The 17,059-nt window shown below is 36.9% G+C and carries 16 protein-coding genes; 10 read left to right on the forward strand and 6 right to left on the reverse strand.

From position 1 onward, the window contains the following. Nucleotide 1 precedes the first annotated feature (1 nt). The 3 genes from G4Y78_RS01345 to G4Y78_RS30910 are packed head-to-tail and all read left to right on the forward strand — an operon-like array spanning nucleotide 2 to nucleotide 4,381. Nucleotides 2–3,565 carry a pilus assembly protein gene (locus tag G4Y78_RS01345; protein WP_163830935.1) on the forward strand — a complete coding sequence of 1,188 codons (3,564 nt, stop codon included), beginning with the start codon at nucleotides 2–4 and terminating at the stop codon, nucleotides 3,563–3,565. Between the two features lie 18 nt (nucleotides 3,566–3,583). Next, complete coding sequence (locus tag G4Y78_RS01350) at nucleotides 3,584–3,961, forward strand: hypothetical protein (RefSeq protein ID WP_163830936.1); 378 nt, start codon at nucleotides 3,584–3,586, stop codon at nucleotides 3,959–3,961. A gap of 18 nt (nucleotides 3,962–3,979) precedes the next feature. Next, on the forward strand, nucleotides 3,980–4,381 hold the full coding sequence (locus tag G4Y78_RS30910; protein WP_329604933.1) for a type IV pilin protein: 402 nt from the start codon (nucleotides 3,980–3,982) through the stop codon (nucleotides 4,379–4,381). Here the strand turns inward: G4Y78_RS30910 and G4Y78_RS01360 are convergent. Then, a complete protein-coding gene (locus G4Y78_RS01360; RefSeq protein ID WP_163830938.1) occupies nucleotides 4,378–5,259 on the reverse strand; it encodes a fructosamine kinase family protein in 882 nt (293 codons plus the stop codon). The genes G4Y78_RS30910 and G4Y78_RS01360 overlap by 4 nt on opposite strands. A 102-nt stretch (nucleotides 5,260–5,361) precedes the next feature. On the opposite strand from G4Y78_RS01360, the gene G4Y78_RS01365 reads away from it, so the two are divergent. From G4Y78_RS01365 to G4Y78_RS01380, 4 genes are all read left to right on the forward strand, one after another. Beyond that, on the forward strand, nucleotides 5,362–6,138 hold the full coding sequence (locus tag G4Y78_RS01365; RefSeq protein WP_163830940.1) for a substrate-binding periplasmic protein: 777 nt from the start codon (nucleotides 5,362–5,364) through the stop codon (nucleotides 6,136–6,138). A gap of 248 nt (nucleotides 6,139–6,386) precedes the next feature. Next, nucleotides 6,387–7,961 (forward strand): sensor histidine kinase, encoded by a 1,575-nt coding sequence (locus G4Y78_RS01370; protein ID WP_163830941.1) that lies wholly within the window; start codon nucleotides 6,387–6,389, stop codon nucleotides 7,959–7,961. A gap of 128 nt (nucleotides 7,962–8,089) precedes the next feature. Next, nucleotides 8,090–9,136 carry a methyltransferase domain-containing protein gene (locus G4Y78_RS01375; protein ID WP_163830943.1) on the forward strand — a complete coding sequence of 349 codons (1,047 nt, stop codon included), beginning with the start codon at nucleotides 8,090–8,092 and terminating at the stop codon, nucleotides 9,134–9,136. Next, complete coding sequence (locus tag G4Y78_RS01380) at nucleotides 9,137–10,093, forward strand: radical SAM protein (protein ID WP_230425675.1); 957 nt, start codon at nucleotides 9,137–9,139, stop codon at nucleotides 10,091–10,093. It begins immediately after the preceding gene. Nucleotides 10,094–10,110: 17 nt separating this feature from the next. Here the strand turns inward: G4Y78_RS01380 and G4Y78_RS01385 are convergent, their stop codons facing one another. Further along, nucleotides 10,111–11,142, reverse strand: a complete 1,032-nt coding sequence (locus G4Y78_RS01385) for an acyltransferase family protein (protein WP_163830944.1) — start codon at nucleotides 11,140–11,142, stop codon at nucleotides 10,111–10,113. A 590-nt stretch (nucleotides 11,143–11,732) separates the two neighbouring features. Between G4Y78_RS01385 and G4Y78_RS01390 the strand changes: the two genes are divergently transcribed. Then, entirely contained in the window at nucleotides 11,733–12,467 is a 735-nt protein-coding gene (locus G4Y78_RS01390) for a GDSL-type esterase/lipase family protein (RefSeq protein WP_163830946.1), read from the forward strand. A 230-nt stretch (nucleotides 12,468–12,697) separates the two neighbouring features. On the opposite strand, the gene G4Y78_RS01395 is transcribed toward G4Y78_RS01390, so the two are convergent. Beyond that, nucleotides 12,698–13,165, reverse strand: a complete 468-nt coding sequence (locus G4Y78_RS01395; protein WP_163830948.1) for a thioesterase family protein — start codon at nucleotides 13,163–13,165, stop codon at nucleotides 12,698–12,700. Between the two features lie 183 nt (nucleotides 13,166–13,348). Further along, nucleotides 13,349–14,002 (reverse strand): isoprenoid biosynthesis glyoxalase ElbB, encoded by a 654-nt coding sequence (gene elbB / locus G4Y78_RS01400; RefSeq protein ID WP_163830950.1) that lies wholly within the window; start codon nucleotides 14,000–14,002, stop codon nucleotides 13,349–13,351. A 308-nt stretch (nucleotides 14,003–14,310) separates the two neighbouring features. Here elbB and G4Y78_RS01405 point away from each other — a divergent pair, with 308 nt between their 5' ends. After that, a complete protein-coding gene (locus G4Y78_RS01405; RefSeq protein WP_163830952.1) occupies nucleotides 14,311–14,883 on the forward strand; it encodes a hypothetical protein in 573 nt (190 codons plus the stop codon). 95 nt (nucleotides 14,884–14,978) lie between these two features. Here G4Y78_RS01405 and G4Y78_RS01410 read toward each other — a convergent pair whose 3' ends face one another. Next, nucleotides 14,979–15,473 (reverse strand): NlpC/P60 family protein, encoded by a 495-nt coding sequence (locus G4Y78_RS01410; RefSeq protein ID WP_163830953.1) that lies wholly within the window; start codon nucleotides 15,471–15,473, stop codon nucleotides 14,979–14,981. A gap of 245 nt (nucleotides 15,474–15,718) precedes the next feature. Here G4Y78_RS01410 and G4Y78_RS01415 point away from each other — a divergent pair, with 245 nt between their 5' ends. Then, nucleotides 15,719–16,570, forward strand: a complete 852-nt coding sequence (locus tag G4Y78_RS01415) for a transporter substrate-binding domain-containing protein (protein ID WP_230425676.1) — start codon at nucleotides 15,719–15,721, stop codon at nucleotides 16,568–16,570. A gap of 73 nt (nucleotides 16,571–16,643) precedes the next feature. Here G4Y78_RS01415 and gcvH read toward each other — a convergent pair whose 3' ends face one another. Continuing rightward, nucleotides 16,644–17,036 carry a glycine cleavage system protein GcvH gene (gene gcvH, locus G4Y78_RS01420; protein ID WP_163830955.1) on the reverse strand — a complete coding sequence of 131 codons (393 nt, stop codon included), beginning with the start codon at nucleotides 17,034–17,036 and terminating at the stop codon, nucleotides 16,644–16,646. Nucleotides 17,037–17,059 lie beyond the last annotated feature (23 nt).

Genomic DNA, 17,059 nt, shown 5'->3' on the forward strand with positions numbered 1-17,059 from the left:
TATGAAATGCCATAAGCACATAATGAGAAGGACACCTATTGCGCTGGCGGTTGCATTAATAATAGCTGTACCAATAGTAAAATCAGGGCCTTTAAATTTGGCTCAAAATGCATTGGAAATAGCACCGGGGGCAGAACCAAATATAGTTATTTTATTTGACGACTCTGGTAGTATGGACTGGGAAGCTTTAATGGCATCAGGTGTGATGACGGCTAACCAACCTAACGGAACTAATATAAGTAGTTCTAATGGTGGAAGTGTTGTACATCAGCCAGGTTGTAATTTTAATTATCCTTATGCTTATGGAATGAGGTTTAATACAAATACTTATAGTAGTAGTAATTATTACGGTATATGTGTTGCTGAAATGGATAACTGGCGTTTCAGAACTAGCAGTTTTAATAAACTGTATTTCAATCCTACTAAGGAATATAAACCTTGGCCTGGGTTAGATAAAAATGGTAATCCGTTTAAAGATATTGATATTACAAAAGCACCAGATAACCCATATGATCCACAAGAGTATGTTGATTTAACTAAAGGAAATTGGATATGGCAAGGACAATGGTTTTGGATTCCTGAATTTAAATATTATACCTGGAAAGACGATGGTGATGGATTGTATGAAAATGGTGAAGAAACAGAATTTAAGATTAGTGCTGCTGATGCAAAAATCCAGCAAAACTTTGCTAATTGGTTTAGTTATTACCGCTCAAGAGATTTAGTAGTAAAAGGTGCATTAGGCTTTGTTTTAAAAGATTTAACTAATGCCAGAATAGGCTTTACAACTATTAATACTAAAAATAATAATTACCCTGTTGCATCTATGAATGCATCTGCTCTTTCAGGGAATAAGAAAGCACTGCTAGATAAAATTTATGGTACTCCTATTCCTGCCCAAGGAACGCCTCTAAGAAAAAATTTACGCGATGTGGGAAAATATTTTGCTTGTGAGTCAGGTAATCGGTTTGATGCTAGTGGCTCTGATTGTCCTATTCAACCAGCACCGATTGGTACTTGCCAGCAAAACTACTCTCTTTTGATGACAGATGGCTTTTATAATGGCGACTCTCCTAGTGTGGGTAACCAAGATAAAAATACCAGTAATCAATTTGATGGTGGTGCATTTGCTGATGACGTAAGTGAGACGCTTGCTGATGTTGCAATGAAATACTACAAAACTGATTTATCTGGTTTAGATAACAAGGTACCCACGACCAAATATGATATTGAACGTTCTACTTCATTAACTGCTGATGATACTTTGCATCAGCATATGTCAACCTTTACAGTTGGATTTGGTTTAACTGGCAGTGTGAATGGTTTTCCAACCAATCCTGCAACAGCTTTTAATTGGCCCAATCCGTTTTCAAGTAATTTGGCAAAAGTAGATGATTTATTACACGCGGCCTACAATGGTCGAGGTAATTATTTAAGTGCAAGTGATCCAGGGCAGTTAGTTGTTGGTTTAAAAGAAATGTTCCGGGGTATTCAGGCAGACGTTGGGGCAGCCAGTGCAGTGGCATTTAATACCCAAAGTTTAAAAACCAATGCTATTGCTTACCGTGCTTTATATAATCCCGATTTACATAACGGGGATGTATTAGCTCATCCTGTTAATACTACAACGGGTGTAGTTGATACGAGTACCATACTATGGTCAGCAGCTGAAAAACTGGATGAAAAGCTGGCAGGTAATAACATCAATAACCGGAATATTATTACTTACCGAGTGAATGCTGATGGTACTAAAACAGGTGTTCCGTTTAACTATGATACTCATTTAACTACCACTCAAAAAAGTTTATTAGATAATCCTGTTCCTTTTGCATTGCCCGCAGGTTATGGTGATAACGATGGAAAAATAGGTGACGAACGCCTTGCCTATTTAAGAGGTGATCAGACTCATGAAGGAGATCAAGCAGACCAAGGTGAGTTCCGTAGTAGATTAAAAAATAAAGGTAGGTTAGGAGATATTATTCATTCTACACCAAGTTACGTAGGTACTCCTTTGTTTACCGGGCGAGATAATGACCCTTATCCAACCAGTAAACCATACTCTAGCTTTGCTTCTACTTATAGTAATAGGACACCTGTGCTATATGTTGGAGCCAATGATGGCATGCTTCATGGGTTTAATGCCGATACAGGAGAAGAACTTTTTGCCTATGTGCCCAATATATTCTTTGATAAATTAACTGACCTAACTTTCCCTGATTACGTTCATAAAATGTATGTGGACGAAAGGCCCAGTATTAATGATGCTTTTTATGGTGATGCTTGGCATACCGTATTAATTGGTGCTCTAGGGGCTGGCGGTAAAGGCTTGTTTGCCATAGATATTACAGACCCAACAACTTTTTCCACAGAAGCAGGGGCTGCTAATAATGTGATGTGGGAGTTTACTTCTGCGGATGATGCTGACCTTGGATTTACCTATAGTCGGCCAATTATAACCATGACCAATGCTAAGGAAAATGGAGAGAAAATCTGGGTAGCTATTTTTGGTAACGGTTATAACAGCAGCAGTACGGATGGCGATGCTGCACTTTTTATCGCTAAATTGAGTGGAGGGCTTGATGGTAGTTGGGTGCTCAACCAGGATTATTACAAGTCAGTGACAGGAAAAGGTAAGGCAGAAAGTAGTGATGGCTTAACACCTAATGGCCTAGGAGTGCCTAGGGCTGTGGATGTTGATGGTAATGGTACTACAGACTATGTTTATGTGGGTGATCTGCAAGGTAATTTATGGCGCTTTGATTTAACTGCGACTAATCCAGGATTATGGGATGATACAAAGAGTCGGCAAATTATCTTCACCGCAACTGATTCCAATGGCAAACCTCAACCAATAGTTAATCAGCCAATAGTTGTTCGTAATCCAAAGCAAGGACTTGGAGGTGTCATTGTGATAGTAGGCACTGGCACTTGGTTTAAAGAAGATGATATAGGATCTACTGATATACAATCAATGTATGGTGTTTGGGATGATTTTAGCAGTACAGGCTATCCTGTCAGTAAAAGTGAGTTAGTTGAGCAAGAATTTATTAATGAAGTTGATCAAGTCAGTGGATTTATAGTGAGGAGCTTAACCAATAATCCAGTGAATTATTCTAAAGATGATGATGTGATGGGTTGGCGGCTGGACTTTGATGCTGAGATTGCTGGTGGTGGCACTATCGAATATCCAGGTGAACGGGCTGTTCGCAGACTATTCTTAATTGGAAACAGCCTCTTAACAACTACGGTAATACCAAACCCAGCATTAGCCTGTGAAGTATTGCCAGGTGGTTTTTTAATAGGAATTGACCCAAATACAGGAGGCAAGTCCAAAACCACTGTTTTATTTGACTTGAATAATGATGGAAAATTTGACGAGAAGGATAGTTTACCCAATGGCACATCTGTATCAGGTATTAGGCTGGATGAAATACCTAATGATCCATCATTTATTGGTAACAGAATAGTTATACAGGAAAACACAGGAGAGATAAGCAGTTTTGGAGCTAATCTTGAAGGAATGAATACTGGACGGCTCTCTTGGAGACAGCTGTTTGCTGAGTAACGTGTTGGAGCTAAACTGATGAAATTCGTCAAAATTTGTAAGTGCTTAAAACTATATATAGTCCCTCTGCTATTGCTGGTTGGTATTGCCAGTGCTGAAGATATTACTCAACCAAATATCGTAACTAAAAATTTACCGACTTATTATCCTGCTCAATTTGAGCAGGTCAGGATTATTAACTCGATTAATGCTGGAAAAAATGTGCTGGAAGCAGATGCACTGCATTTTAGTATATGGAATAACGCAAAGGTACATTTGTTAAAAACTGAATTTGGTAGTTTAGCAGATTTAAAAGACGGCATGGTTATTGGTTTTACGATAAAAAAATTTGGTGAGACCAACTATATTGATGAAATATGGGAGCTTCCCGTAGAAATGGCCCCCCCACCTCAGTAAATAATAACAGAGAAAATAATGATGAAACGTACTGCACTTGGTTTTTCATTAATTGAACTATTGATAGTAGTTGCAATTGTGGGAATATTGGCTGCGGTTGGCTATCCCTCTTACCAGGAATATGTAAGAAAGTCTATGCGGTCCGACGCTCAGTCTGCCTTAATGCAGCTGGCTAATGCAATGGAGAGGTTTTATACCGAACAATCACCAGCAACTTATGTGGGGGCGACACCTCAAACTTTACTTGGCACCAACAAGGTTCCAATTGATCAAGCAACTCCAAGTAATCCATACTATGAGTTGACTATAACTAATCAAACAGCAACTACATACACTTTGAATGCTGTTCCTGAAGGTCCTATGGCTGGAGAGCCTACAATGTCTTTAACACAAACAGGTCAAAGAACAAACTGGGACTAACTTGAGATCAGAGTACATATATTATTAATTGGGCATAAATAACACCTACCGAATAAATTTAAATGGTTAAGTAAATGGTATAGATTATAAATAGGTTTTCGCTGTTGGTAGCTATTATCAATAGGGTAAACTGTATGATAGCCACGGTAAAACTGTTCTGGTAGTTGGCCAAATAATTCCGTCATTGCTAAATCAACTTCCCGATCCCCGTAATAGCAAGCAGGATCAAACAGTACAGGCTCTTTTATTGTAAAGCCCATGTTGCCTTTCCATAAATCACCATGAACTAAGCTTACTGTAGGTTGGTGTTCAACTAAGTGATGATGAACGCTATTAATTATATGTTGGTTAGGAATTGCTAGTGTATACCCCTTGCAGGAAGCTAATTCCAGTTGGTAGCCAATGCGCTGAAAAGCAAAAAATTCTGCCCAATTATCTCTCCTGCTATTTTTCTGGATAGTATGTCCAATATAATTATCCTCTACCCAGCCATATTGTTGGTTGCTTTGCGCTTTGTGTAAATTCGCTAACTGTTCACCATATTGATGCCAGTCACCAGTATCAGTAAGTTGAAGGTACTCCAAAACAAGAAACTGATAGTCTTCAAACTCACTAACTACTATAGGCTTTGGTGCATCAATTGTTTGGGTGGCTCTAATGGCTAAAAGCCCATTAAATTCTTGCTGAAACCAATTAAAGGGTGCTCCAGACTGTAACTTAAGAAAAAACTGTTGATCATTACTCTTCAACTTAAAAGTTTGGTTAATATCCCCACCGTAAGTGGGAGTTGCTGTTATAGTGTGGAAATTGCTGTTAGTTGCAACACTAATGGCATTATTGATGGTTGTTATTAAGTACTTGTTTTTAGTTAGTATCATATATAGTCAAGGTGAGAGGCATGTAATTAATATTCCTATAAGCGACTGAGCTATACTATCAATTGGTTAGCTATTGGTAAATGAAAAAATAGGCTGGTTATCTTGTCACTTGTTACTACGAGTTTGGTGTTGTTGGTCAGTTTTGGGCTGTTTAGTTCTATAACGTATGCTCAATGCCAAAAAAAAACTTTCTTAATTGCTTGGAATTATTATGAGCCTTTTTTATACCAAAATGAAAATAAAGAGGTGGTAGGTCTTGATGTAGTAGTAATTAAAAATGTTTTTAAACGGGCCAGTTGTAATTATCATTTTATTGAAATGCCTTGGAAGCGCTCATTGGTTGAAATTGAGCAAGGTAACTTAGATATGTTGCCTACAGCCTCTATTACCGAAGAGAGAAAAAAATATGCATTTTATAGTAAAAGCTATCGAGATGAGGAATATCGAATTATTATTCGAAAGGGAGAAGCAGAACGTTGGCAACTAAGTAAGTTATCAGATGTTGTTGGTTTACAGATGCGGGTTTTAATTGAGTTGGGAGCCTGGTTTGGAGATGAATTTAATACAGCTCGCCAGGACAAGCGCTTTAAAAAGTTATTACTGGAAAGACCTATGATTGATAATAAAGCGTTGAGAATGCTATTAGCAAGCTATGTTGATGGTATTTTAATGGAACCCCCAACAGCAAAATATAAAGCAGCAGAACAAGGTATTTTGGATAAAATAGAAGTTCACCCCTATATCGTCAATGCTGACCCTGTATTTTTTATGTTTAGCAAAAAAACCGTTAGCCAAGAAGATATAAAAATAATTAATAAAGCATTATTAGAATATAAGAAAACTACTGATTATAAACAGCTATATCACTTCTATAAATAGCAGTGTAATTTATAGAGCTGTTAAATTGCTGACATGAGAAAAACTACTACTTTCTTGTCTATACTGATGATTAAGTGAAAATTTTACAAAATTGACGGTATTTTGACTGTTATTTTCAGAATGAAAGTAAACGCTATTATAATGGCGATGGCTGCTGACGTAAATACTTTAAAGTCCATCACTATAGGCGGCGCGATAAAAACTTAAGTAACCTGTATCGCTACAGGTTGCTGCAGGTTAGTGACTGTATGTTGCTGAATAAACAGAAATATGGAGCCATTGCCAGACGACTACTCATTGCTGTCGTTGGGGTGAGTACTACAATTGCCATCTTAACCACCAGTGTGCAGTTGGGGCTGGATTATTGGGAAGATATGCGCCGAATGAATGGTGTTTTCCAACAAATCAAAGCATCCAGTGTACCTAGTATTATGCGATCGGTATGGTTGTTTGATGAACCACAAATTAAGATCCAGCTGGATGCATTTGTCCAAATTCCTGAAGTTGTATATGCCGAAATTCGCCAGGACGATGAAGTGGTTTGGAAGGCAGGTAAAATTGATGAAGGCCGAACCTTAAAAGAAGAGGAGTTTGAGTTAATTGCTAAACCACTCAATTCATCCCCAATTGACTTAGGACGTTTAAAGGTAGTGGCAGATATGAGCCAGATTTATAGCAGGCTGGTGGATAAGTTTGCGGTAATTCTTATTTCAAATAGTATAAAAACAGCAATTGTTGCTGTTGTTATTTTGTTAGTATTTTGGAATCTTGTAACACGCCACCTAATTCGAATGGCTGAATATTTAAAAAATACTCAACCAGGAGAGCCTTCAAAGAAATTGACGCTATTGCGAGGACCCAGTAAAGAAAATGATGAGCTGGATATTCTAATCAATGCAATAAATGAACGTTACCATTATTATGCAACAAATAAGCATTATCCTGTAACATCAAGTGAGCAAGGTGCAATTTACGAGAAAATCGATGATAGCTCCAGTGAGCAAAGTAGTAGTGGTATGAATATATTGCAGCAGCAAAAACAAGATGCTTTGGTAGAAACGGAAAAAATGGCTGCATTAGGAGGCTTGTTGGAAGGTATTACTCAAGATATAGAACACCCCTTAGCAACAAGTAAATCTGCAACTGAAGCTCTGCAGAACCAACTGTTTGAAGCAGAACATCAGTGTGATGAAGAGTCTGTAAATAAAAACGTGATCTTAGCACTATTACATAATTGCCAAAATCATATTAAAACGTTGACATCAAGTTTGAACTCTGTACATCGAATGACTTCTAATATTCGTCAGTTTGCAAAAGGTAAATCTAAAGCAAAATTTCAAAAGGTAAAATTAAAAGAAGAAGTTGAAGAAGTTATAGAAACCATATTGTCACACTATACATCAAAAAATATTACTCCCATTATTGATATTGATGAATCTATACAATTATCCACCTTTCCTACAGCAATTCACCAACTATTAGTTAACTTGGTTAGTAATGCCTTACAGCATGGCTATGAAGAGGGTGGGGTTGGAATGTTGAAACTCGCTGCTGAAGATAAAGGGGATATGGTTATTTTAACTGTGGCTGATGATGGTAAAGGCATGGCTCCTGAAACGCTTGCCCACATTTTTGATCCTTTTTTCACCACGAAGGCAAATCAAGGTGGAACTGGGCTTGGCATGTATATAGTTTACAATATTGTTACTCAAAAGTTACAGGGAACGATCATTTGTGAAAGCCAACCTGATAAAGGGGCTAAATTTATTATTTCCTTGCCTGCTATAGATTATTCTAATGTATTAGGCTCTGACATTGCCTGACTGATTTGAAAAATAGATATACCTCTGAAAGAATTTAAACTTCTTAATGGTCTAATCTTTAACATATACACCGAAAGAATTGGTATACTTTGTTGCTGTGGTCATAATATGCAGTTTTAGGGGGGAATATGCAGCAGTCTGTTAAAGATTACTATGGTAAAGTTTTACAGAATTCACAAGATTTAAAGACTAACGCTTGTACAACAACTACAAGATTTCCACTTTATATAAGGCAAGCTCTTGCAAATGTGCATGAAACCGTATTAAGTCGATACTATGGTTGTGGTTTAGTTGCTCCAGAAGCGCTCGCTGGTTGTAAGATATTAGATTTAGGTTGTGGTTCAGGTAGAGACTGTTATGTATTGGCTCAACTAGTAGGTGAGGCTGGTCATGTAACAGGAGTAGATATGACAGAGGAACAGCTTGCTATTGCTACTCAATATCAGGACTATCACCAGCAACAGTTTGGTTATAATGCTAATAATGTCGTCTTTTATAAAGGATATATCGAAAATTTAGCAGATTTGGATTTTGCAGAAAATTCTTTTGATGTAATTGTTTCTAACTGTGTAATTAATTTATCCCCAGATAAAGAGTCGGTTCTAAAACAGGCCTATCGATTACTGAAGCCTGGTGGAGAAATATATTTTGCTGATGTTTATTCAGACCGGCGTGTACCTCAAGGGCTAATAAATGATCCCATCTTATATGGTGAATGTTTAAGTGGAGCTTTTTATTGGCAGGATTTTTTAACTGTAGCCAAGCAGGCTGGCTTCATTGATCCAAGATTAGTCAGTGATAGGTCTATAAAAATAGAAGATGAAAACATCAAGCAAAAATTAGCTAATATTAACTTTTTTTCAGCTATTTATCGTTTATTTAAATTGCCAGAGTTGGATAGCCACTGTGAAGACTATGGGCAAGCAGTTATTTATAAGGGATCAATTCCTTATAATGAAGATCAGTTTGTATTAGATAAACACCATGTTATTGAAGCTGGTAAAGTATTTCCTGTTTGTGGCAACACCTGGCGTATGCTTGCTGAAACTCGCTTTAAATCCTACTTTGAATTCATTGGTGATTTCTCAAAACATTATGGGCCTTTTCAGGAGTGTGGTATAACGCTACCATTTACCAGTCATGAGGCGGATTCGTTGGAAGCAGGTTGTTGTTGAATGTTAAACAATGCCAGAGGCATGAAAGTGGACTTAATCGCAACTAGCAGTTTAGATAGAAGTTCAGAGTGGTGCTTTACCAGCAAGGGAGAAAAACGGGGTTATATTCAACCCCATGCTTTAGATGAACTATGGTTTCATATTGGCACTGCCTGTAATTTGGCATGCTCGTTTTGCTTGGAAGGCTCCAAACCAGGTGACAACCGTCTACAACTGATGCGTTTAGCTGATGTTAAGCCTTTTATTCATGAAGCGCTGGCACTAGGGGTTCAGCAGTTTTCGTTTACTGGTGGAGAGCCATTTGTTGCCAAAGACATGGTTAGAATCCTTGGCTATGCTTCCCAATATAAGCCTTGTTTAGTGTTAACCAATGGAACTGATCCTGTTTTAAAAAGAATCGACAAGATCCTTTCTCTGAAAAACTCAAAATATCCAATTGCCTTTCGTATTAGCCTTGATTATGTAAACCCAAAGTTACATGATCTGGAAAGAGGAGAGGGATCATTTGCTAAGTCATTAGAAAGCTTGCAGTTACTTCATCATTATGGTTTTAAAGTATCCATTGCTCGACAAATAGTTGATCCTAAAGAAGATAAAGTCAAACAGGATAATGAATTCTACCAGTTACTGAGTCAGCATGGTTTGTCTGATAAAATTAATATTGTGGCATTTCCCAATTTTTATGAGCCTGGCTCTATAGTCGAAGTGCCAGAAATAACTGAAGCTTGTATGACAACTTACCATACACAAAAAAGTAGACGTCAGTTTATGTGTGCTTACAGCAAAATGCTGGTTAAAATAAATGGCAAAGTAAAAGTTTATGCTTGTACCTTAGTAGATGATGATAAAGATTATGAGCTGGCAGATAGCTTAACAGCAGCCATGGAAAAAAACATAAGCCTGAAACATCATCGCTGTTTTAGTTGCTTTGCTCTTGGAGCAAGTTGCAGTGAGTAGTTCATTGATAAATTTTATTAGTTGGTGTGCAACGCGCTTTTATAGCTTCTAAGATTATATTTGCTTCTAATAAGCTTGAGTGCGGGTTTTTCTATGGAATATGTCACGAGAGTGGCTATTCCAATACAGATAGTAATGACACAGGGGATCGCGAATAAAGGTGAAATTTCTAGACGATAAAACAAATGTAAGATGACAAAGCCCAGGTTATGATGAAATAAATATAAGGTGTATGAGATTGTACCCAAAAAAATAAGTGGTCTGCATACAATAAAGGACAGGTAGTTGTAAACAAATAAGTAGAAACTTAAATACAGTCCTGCAGCAATCCAGGCACTTTCAGGGCTGTCATTTGTAAGGTATTGGAATAATAGGCTTATAACAATTAAAAGGTGTCTAGCTTTATTGATTAATCCAGGCTGTGATTGGTATTTAAGTCGATAAAATAAAATACCTGCGATAAAGAGGTGGCCATAATCTAAAATTAAAAAAAGCCTTAGTTTCCAAGGGAAATAATTGTATTTATAATCACTATAAATAAATGCTGCCTGTAGTAGTAGCCATCCGAAGCACACCCACTCTATTTTTTTAAGTAACTTTATCTGCCATAATATTAACATAAAAAAATAAAATATGAGTTCATATTGTAATGTCCAATACACACCATCTACTACTGGAACACCTAATAAGTCAGGTATCATTGTTAAGTTGAGAGCAACTGTGGTCAAAGAAAAGGACTTTTCTGGCAGTCCGATCAACATTACTGCAAGAGTAGTAATTATTACCGCGACCCAAAATGCAGGGAAAAGCCGCGATAACCTTGAAACAATAAAATCGTAGGCATTCTGTGTGCGACTTAAGGTTAGAAAAATAACAAAGCCACTAATCATGAAAAATAATGTTACACCATAATGTCCAAGAGGAAAGTCAAACACAAGCTCGGAAGGATGTCCATAAAGCTCCTCATAACGCGTTGTAATGTGAAATAAAACAACGGCGAGCGCGGCTAAACCACGAAATACATCTAACTCGGCTAGTCGATTATTCAAGGTATTCCCCTTAAATTATATGATAAATATTTTTTAATTCGGACTTATCTCCTATAGCGAGAATATTTATAAGTAAAAATACCATGAGGGCTGAATATAAACAATAGTTTTAATCGATTTTCTGTATTGATAATAATATCAAGATTAAGGAGGTGCTATAGAAGAAGTACCAACTATCATAAGGCCATATATAAATGGTGATAGTATAAAAGAGCATGTTGAAAATAGATATGTAAAATCTAAAAATTTGTAACATAAATCTATTTTTAGGTTTATTATTATATTGTTGAAATATTTGCGCTATGCTTATATGTATCATAGAATAGGTTAAGGCTATAGAAGTTTGAGTTGCTAATATAAATAACAAAAAGTAAATTTTTTTGATAAAAATAGTCTGGAAAATGGAAAGCTATAAGTTTATCTAAGAAGGTTAAAATATTTCTCACCAGTTATGATTTTCAAAGGCTTCATAACTGCAAAAATGGTAACTCTTAACTAACGTATGTTTTATTGCTCGTTCCTTAATATTATATTTATAAATATAGCTAATAATATTATTGTTAACTGATAAATATTGCAATAGTGATACTATGGAAACTAGATATTTACCAAACTATAAAACTGTATTTATGGCCACTTTTTGTCTGGCCGTTGGTTTGTCTTATGGTATGGCAAGTATTCAATATGAATTTTTTCCTTATTCTCAAATAATATGGTTAAAAAAGAGCTTATTTCCTGAAAAGAAAGTGAAACCTTTTAGTAAGGGATATTCCTATTACTATAATCGAAAAGTTTCTTTTTTTAGTACTTATACAGTTAACGCCAGAAATGTTATGTTGGGTGACTCAATAACCGATGATGCAGAGTGGCATGAGTTACTCCCCGGCTATTCTATTGTTAATCGAGGAATTGCTGGAGATACAATAGCAGGTACATTAAATCGATTAGACGTTATTCCAAGCGATACGAAGCAAGTTTTTTTAATGCTAGGTACTAATGATATTATACGGAGGACACCATTTGATGAAATGGTGAAAAATTATCAAATAATACTGGCTAGGTTACAAGCTAGAGGTATTACGCCGATAATTCAGTCAACTCTATTTTTTGGTGAACGGTTTAAACCCTTTAATCTAACTGTTACTCGACTTAATGATGAGTTGCTAGCCCTAGCTAAGAATTTTGGTATCCAATACATTGATCTGAATGAACGACTAGCACCTGATGGAGTGCTTGAAGCAAAATATACTATAGATGGCATCCACTTGTATGGGGCTGGTTATATCCAATGGCAGCAGGTTATTGAGCCAATTTTGGAGAAGTAGAACCAGAAAAATCAGGACTTAACTTCTTTAATTCTTGATCCTTGTCTGGTAGTCAGAATAGGCTACTAGTGTTTTACTGTAAGTTTCTTAGTTAAGTGTTGTTTTACCCTTAAGTGATGAGTTTTAAGCTAATTAGCAAACAACTGTTGGCCTTATGACTTTCATAGTAATATTGACAGAACCAAGCTTGTAACAGTGGGGAGTTTAGGTAGCTATAGTGATGGGGTGAATCACCCACATAAATAAGTTCCTGTTCCCACTGCACATAGATCATTGCGATTATTATAAAACTCGGAACGTGTTACGGCGACTTTATTGCCAGACCTTAATAAGGTTGAGCTTACATAAAAGCTCTCTCCTCGGCCTGGACGTAAATAGTCAACTCGTAGGTCTATCGTACTTACACGGGCTAAACGTTGAATGCGCTCTTGTATATCAATATGTTCTAATTTGCGAAATGCTCCCACTAATGCCATGGCACCGCCACTAACATCAATCATCGACGAGATAACACCACCATGTAAAATACCTGTTATATAGTTACCAATTAGCTCATCCTTCATTGGTAAATGCATTTCAACCGAATTAGGCGTGACGTTGGTTATTTTCATTCCGACCAACTGGTTGAAGGGTACTTTGTCAATAAAGTTCATTACGGCGGCTTTAATTTCGGGTAAAAACTCTTCATATCCAGTCATGCTACAATACTCTAATCATCAGTTAGTACCAATGTTTGGTTTGGTCAGCCGCTAATGGACTAACCACCAACCCAAATATTTCATTGATTTTCAGAAATGTTCAGGTTAGCGGATGAATTCTAGAGGTATTTTGCTATTATTCGCAACTCGTTGTATTAAATTGTATCTAAAAATGTATTGTTCTTAAGTGAGGGCGATGACTTGCTTGACCAGCTTAGCAATCCCTTCTGCAGCTTCACTAATGCGATTGGCTAACATATAGGCAGGCGTGGTTACTAACTTATGCTTTTCATCAATGACAATATCATTAACTGCACAGCTTTGATGCTTGACTCCCATTTGTTCCAGCGCAGTTGCTGTTTGTTCATCATTACCAATAGTGCATTTAACGGGTTCACCATAAATTTTTCCGGCAAGAGCTGGGGCAATACAAATTAAACCAATTGGCTTTCTGTTTGTTGCGAATGCCTGACATGCCTTTAATACAGCTTCTGGTACATGCATTGCCGCACCTTTAGTTGCGAAGTCTGATAAGTTTTTCGCTACGCCATAACCACCGGGTAAGATTAACGCATCAAAGTCACAGGCAACCAATTCACTTATATTCTTTACACTACCCCGAGCAATTCTTGCTGACTCTACTAAAACATTACGCTTTTCGTGGGAGGCTTCTCCAGTCAAGTGATTAACAACATCTGTTTGATCTATATCAACAGAAAAACACTGATAACTTATATTTAATAAGTCTAAATTTAGCAGGGTCAAGACAGACTCATGAATTTCAGCGCCATCAAGAAATCCACAGCCAGATAAAATAACAGCTATTTTTTTTGTCATTATTTATACCCTTAAAATTTTATTCAACTTTAGTTGTAGATTGTTTGTAGCATAGTAGCAAACTTGTGAGAAAAGCAAAATGGACTGATAGGTCATCAGTACATAACTAGTGGTTTACAGAGGATATATAAGTATTCAAACGTATTGTTATTTAGTAAATAACTGCTTGTAAAGTAGTGTTTACAACGAAGTATTATTTTTGGTAGGGTTTCTTTTGAAAATGTAATAACAAAAGAATTTGCAACTTGCTATTATGCAGAGCACTAAAAACATTCTTTCTACCAAAATAAATAATAAGGATCAGAGTTATGAGAAAAATAGCAAAAAAAATGCTTACAACAGCAGCATTAATTAGTGCGGTTTTTATTGGTAGTGTAAGTGCAAATAATTATCTACCCATGACAATTGGCGACTATGTTGTTTATCAAGGTGAAAAAAATGATCGCCTGATTCCTTCAAAAGTAATTGAAGATGATGGTACCTGGAAATACTTTAATAACTTTGGTGGGTTGGGTGATCTTTGGCTGCATTTAAGTGATGATAATAAGATATATGTTTGGTCGGAAAATGATCAGAAAGTGCAGCTATTCGTAGACTTAAATTCTGCGGAAGGTAATGTGCAAAAAGTTAGTATTGCTCCTTGTAATAGTGGAGAGGTAATCATTACTAGTCGCTCAGAAGAACTAAAAGTACCTGCAGGTACTTTTGATAATATAGTTAAACTATCGTTCCGTAATAGTTGTGCTGATGGTGGGGTAACTGAGTTATGGCTAGCTCCTGAAGTAGGTGTGATAAAATGGTCGGAAACAACAATTATGGGACCTAAGAATTACCATATGATTAAAGGAAGTGTGTTAGGCAACACTTATCCAAATAAATAACCTCATAATTATTTATTTTATTATTAAATAATATAGAGTAATACTTTGCCCGAGTATGTCATTCGCGAAGAGTATACCCGGGCTAGTTTTTTGTTTTACAAAACCCGCACTGCTTTCCAATAATGCCGTTGCCAGTAAGATTGGGTAAATTTAGAAATAATAACCCCTTTAGATTTAGATACGTGTAAAAAACGGTTATTGCCCACATAAACCCCCACATGTCGAGAGTTGCGACTGATTTTAAAAAATAACAGGTCTCCTGGGCGACGATTCTTTATAGAAATTGTTTTGCCTATTTGTGCTTGCTGTTTGGTTGCTCTGGGTAAGCTGATGTTAAAGACCGTTTTATAAGTATTTTGGATGAATGATGAACAGTCTATACCTGATTTATTTGTGCCCCCGTATCGGTAAGGTACCTTGTCCCAAGTTTCATAATGCTGCTCAAGCCTTTTTGCAATGACTTGTTCTGAAGCTGATAAAGGAATTGGGTCTTCAGTTGTAGTTGGTGTAAAGCTGCATCCAACCAGTAAAGAGATTAAGTAACCAATTAAAACGTTTCGTGCTGTTTGTCTTAGTTGAGTTATAGGCATTCAGTTCTCGCTTCATCAACACATCAAGAAAGATTCTGCTTGGTAATCAATAGTTTATATAGTTGATATTAACCGAAACTGAATGAGGTTTTTGATGGTGTTCGCTTACAAAAAGCTATCAGCTTCTACTTTGTTGATATATTTCTAGTCCTACTACAACAGCTACACTTACTTGTTAAGAGTAGTGCTGCAATGTACGGCTTATGATAGATCTCTCTCTTATTAGTGTAATTGTAGGTTTCAGTTTGTTACTGACAGCATCTATTGCTGTTGCTGTTCAGCCAATTGTTGTGACTTATCCTCGGCCAGTAACAGCTGATGATAAGCGTACTCAGTATCCTGCAAAGTTATTAGAGCTTGGGCTGAATAAATCAGGTGAGCAATTTGAAATAAAGCCCAGTGAAGGTGTCATGCTTCAAGGCAGAGCACTGAAGCTATTAGCACTTGGTAAGGTTGTTGATGTGGTGTGGTCGATGACCTCTATTGAAAGAGAAAAACAATTATTACCCATTAGGGTACCCATTTATAAGGGAATGATTGGTTGGCGATTACCATTGATTAGAGACGCTGATCAACGTAAATTTGCTGCAATTACTCACTTGGATTTGCTTAAGCCGCTATATGCTGGTCAGGGCCATGATTGGCCTGATACGGAAATTTTAAGAAAGAATGGCTTTCAAGTGAGTGGGGTTGCTTCTTACGAAGGCCTTTTCAAAATGTTAGCGCTAAGGCGTTTCGACTATTTTCCCCGCTCTATCGTTGAAATTTGGGCAGAAGCAGAAAGCCATGCTGATAAGGGAATAATAGTTGAACCAACGATTGTTATTAGATACAAAACAGCCTTCTACTATTTTGTGAACAAAGATAGTCAGCGTTTAGCCAGACTACTTACAAAGGGTCTGTATCAAGCGGTTGAGGATGGTAGCTTTGAAAAGTTGTTTATGGAACATCACCGGTCAATATTAAATAAAGCTAAATTGAAGCAACGAAAAATATTTACTATTCCTAACCCTATTTTACCTGTAAAAACACCACTGGATGAATCCAGGTTATGGTTTGAGTTGGAAGACCTAGATAAGGTTGTAAACCCAATCTAAAAGCAAATCTTAGTATTAGTGAGGGTGGTGTAAGTCATTTTACGCCACCCTGCAACTCAACTAAGTGAAAATTTTACTCTTCACTTTCACACAGTTCGGCATAACCTTCTGCATCTAATAATTCGTTGGTTTCTTCTTCATTCGTAAGCTTTACTTTAAAAAACCAGCCATCTCCATAAGGATCTGAGTTAACTAGTTCTGGTTCATCTTCTAATGCCTCGTTTATTGCCACAACTTCACCAGAAATAGGAGCATAGATATCAGAAGCAGCCTTAACTGACTCTACCACTCCAGCATCGTCACTGGCAGCTAAACTTGTTCCCAACTCGGGTAGTTCTACAAAAACCACATCGCCTAGTTGTTCTTGGGCATGGTCAGTGATGCCAATAACAGCAGTGCCATCGCTTTCCAGGCGAATCCATTCGTGGGAGCTTACATAGCGCAACTCTGAAGGAATATTACTCATAATGTTGTTTACCCTCTAATGGT

Source organism: Spartinivicinus ruber (assembly GCF_011009015.1).
Taxonomy (GTDB): Bacteria; Pseudomonadota; Gammaproteobacteria; order Pseudomonadales; family Zooshikellaceae; genus Spartinivicinus; species Spartinivicinus ruber.

What these genes read in the sequence shown, in the direction of transcription:
- G4Y78_RS01345 (WP_163830935.1), top strand. Translation starts at nt 2, where the DNA reads ATGAAATGCCATAAGCACATAATGAGAAGGACACCTATTGCGCTGGCG.
- G4Y78_RS01350 (WP_163830936.1), top strand. Translation starts at nt 3,584, where the DNA reads ATGAAATTCGTCAAAATTTGTAAGTGCTTAAAACTATATATAGTCCCT.
- G4Y78_RS30910 (WP_329604933.1), top strand. Translation starts at nt 3,980, where the DNA reads ATGATGAAACGTACTGCACTTGGTTTTTCATTAATTGAACTATTGATA.
- G4Y78_RS01360 (WP_163830938.1), bottom strand. Translation starts at nt 5,259, where the DNA reads ATGATACTAACTAAAAACAAGTACTTAATAACAACCATCAATAATGCC.
- G4Y78_RS01370 (WP_163830941.1), top strand. Translation starts at nt 6,387, where the DNA reads ATGTTGCTGAATAAACAGAAATATGGAGCCATTGCCAGACGACTACTC.
- G4Y78_RS01375 (WP_163830943.1), top strand. Translation starts at nt 8,090, where the DNA reads ATGCAGCAGTCTGTTAAAGATTACTATGGTAAAGTTTTACAGAATTCA.
- G4Y78_RS01380 (WP_230425675.1), top strand. Translation starts at nt 9,137, where the DNA reads ATGTTAAACAATGCCAGAGGCATGAAAGTGGACTTAATCGCAACTAGC.
- G4Y78_RS01390 (WP_163830946.1), top strand. Translation starts at nt 11,733, where the DNA reads ATGGAAACTAGATATTTACCAAACTATAAAACTGTATTTATGGCCACT.
- G4Y78_RS01395 (WP_163830948.1), bottom strand. Translation starts at nt 13,165, where the DNA reads ATGACTGGATATGAAGAGTTTTTACCCGAAATTAAAGCCGCCGTAATG.
- elbB (WP_163830950.1), bottom strand. Translation starts at nt 14,002, where the DNA reads ATGACAAAAAAAATAGCTGTTATTTTATCTGGCTGTGGATTTCTTGAT.
- G4Y78_RS01405 (WP_163830952.1), top strand. Translation starts at nt 14,311, where the DNA reads ATGAGAAAAATAGCAAAAAAAATGCTTACAACAGCAGCATTAATTAGT.
- G4Y78_RS01410 (WP_163830953.1), bottom strand. Translation starts at nt 15,473, where the DNA reads ATGCCTATAACTCAACTAAGACAAACAGCACGAAACGTTTTAATTGGT.
- gcvH (WP_163830955.1), bottom strand. Translation starts at nt 17,036, where the DNA reads ATGAGTAATATTCCTTCAGAGTTGCGCTATGTAAGCTCCCACGAATGG.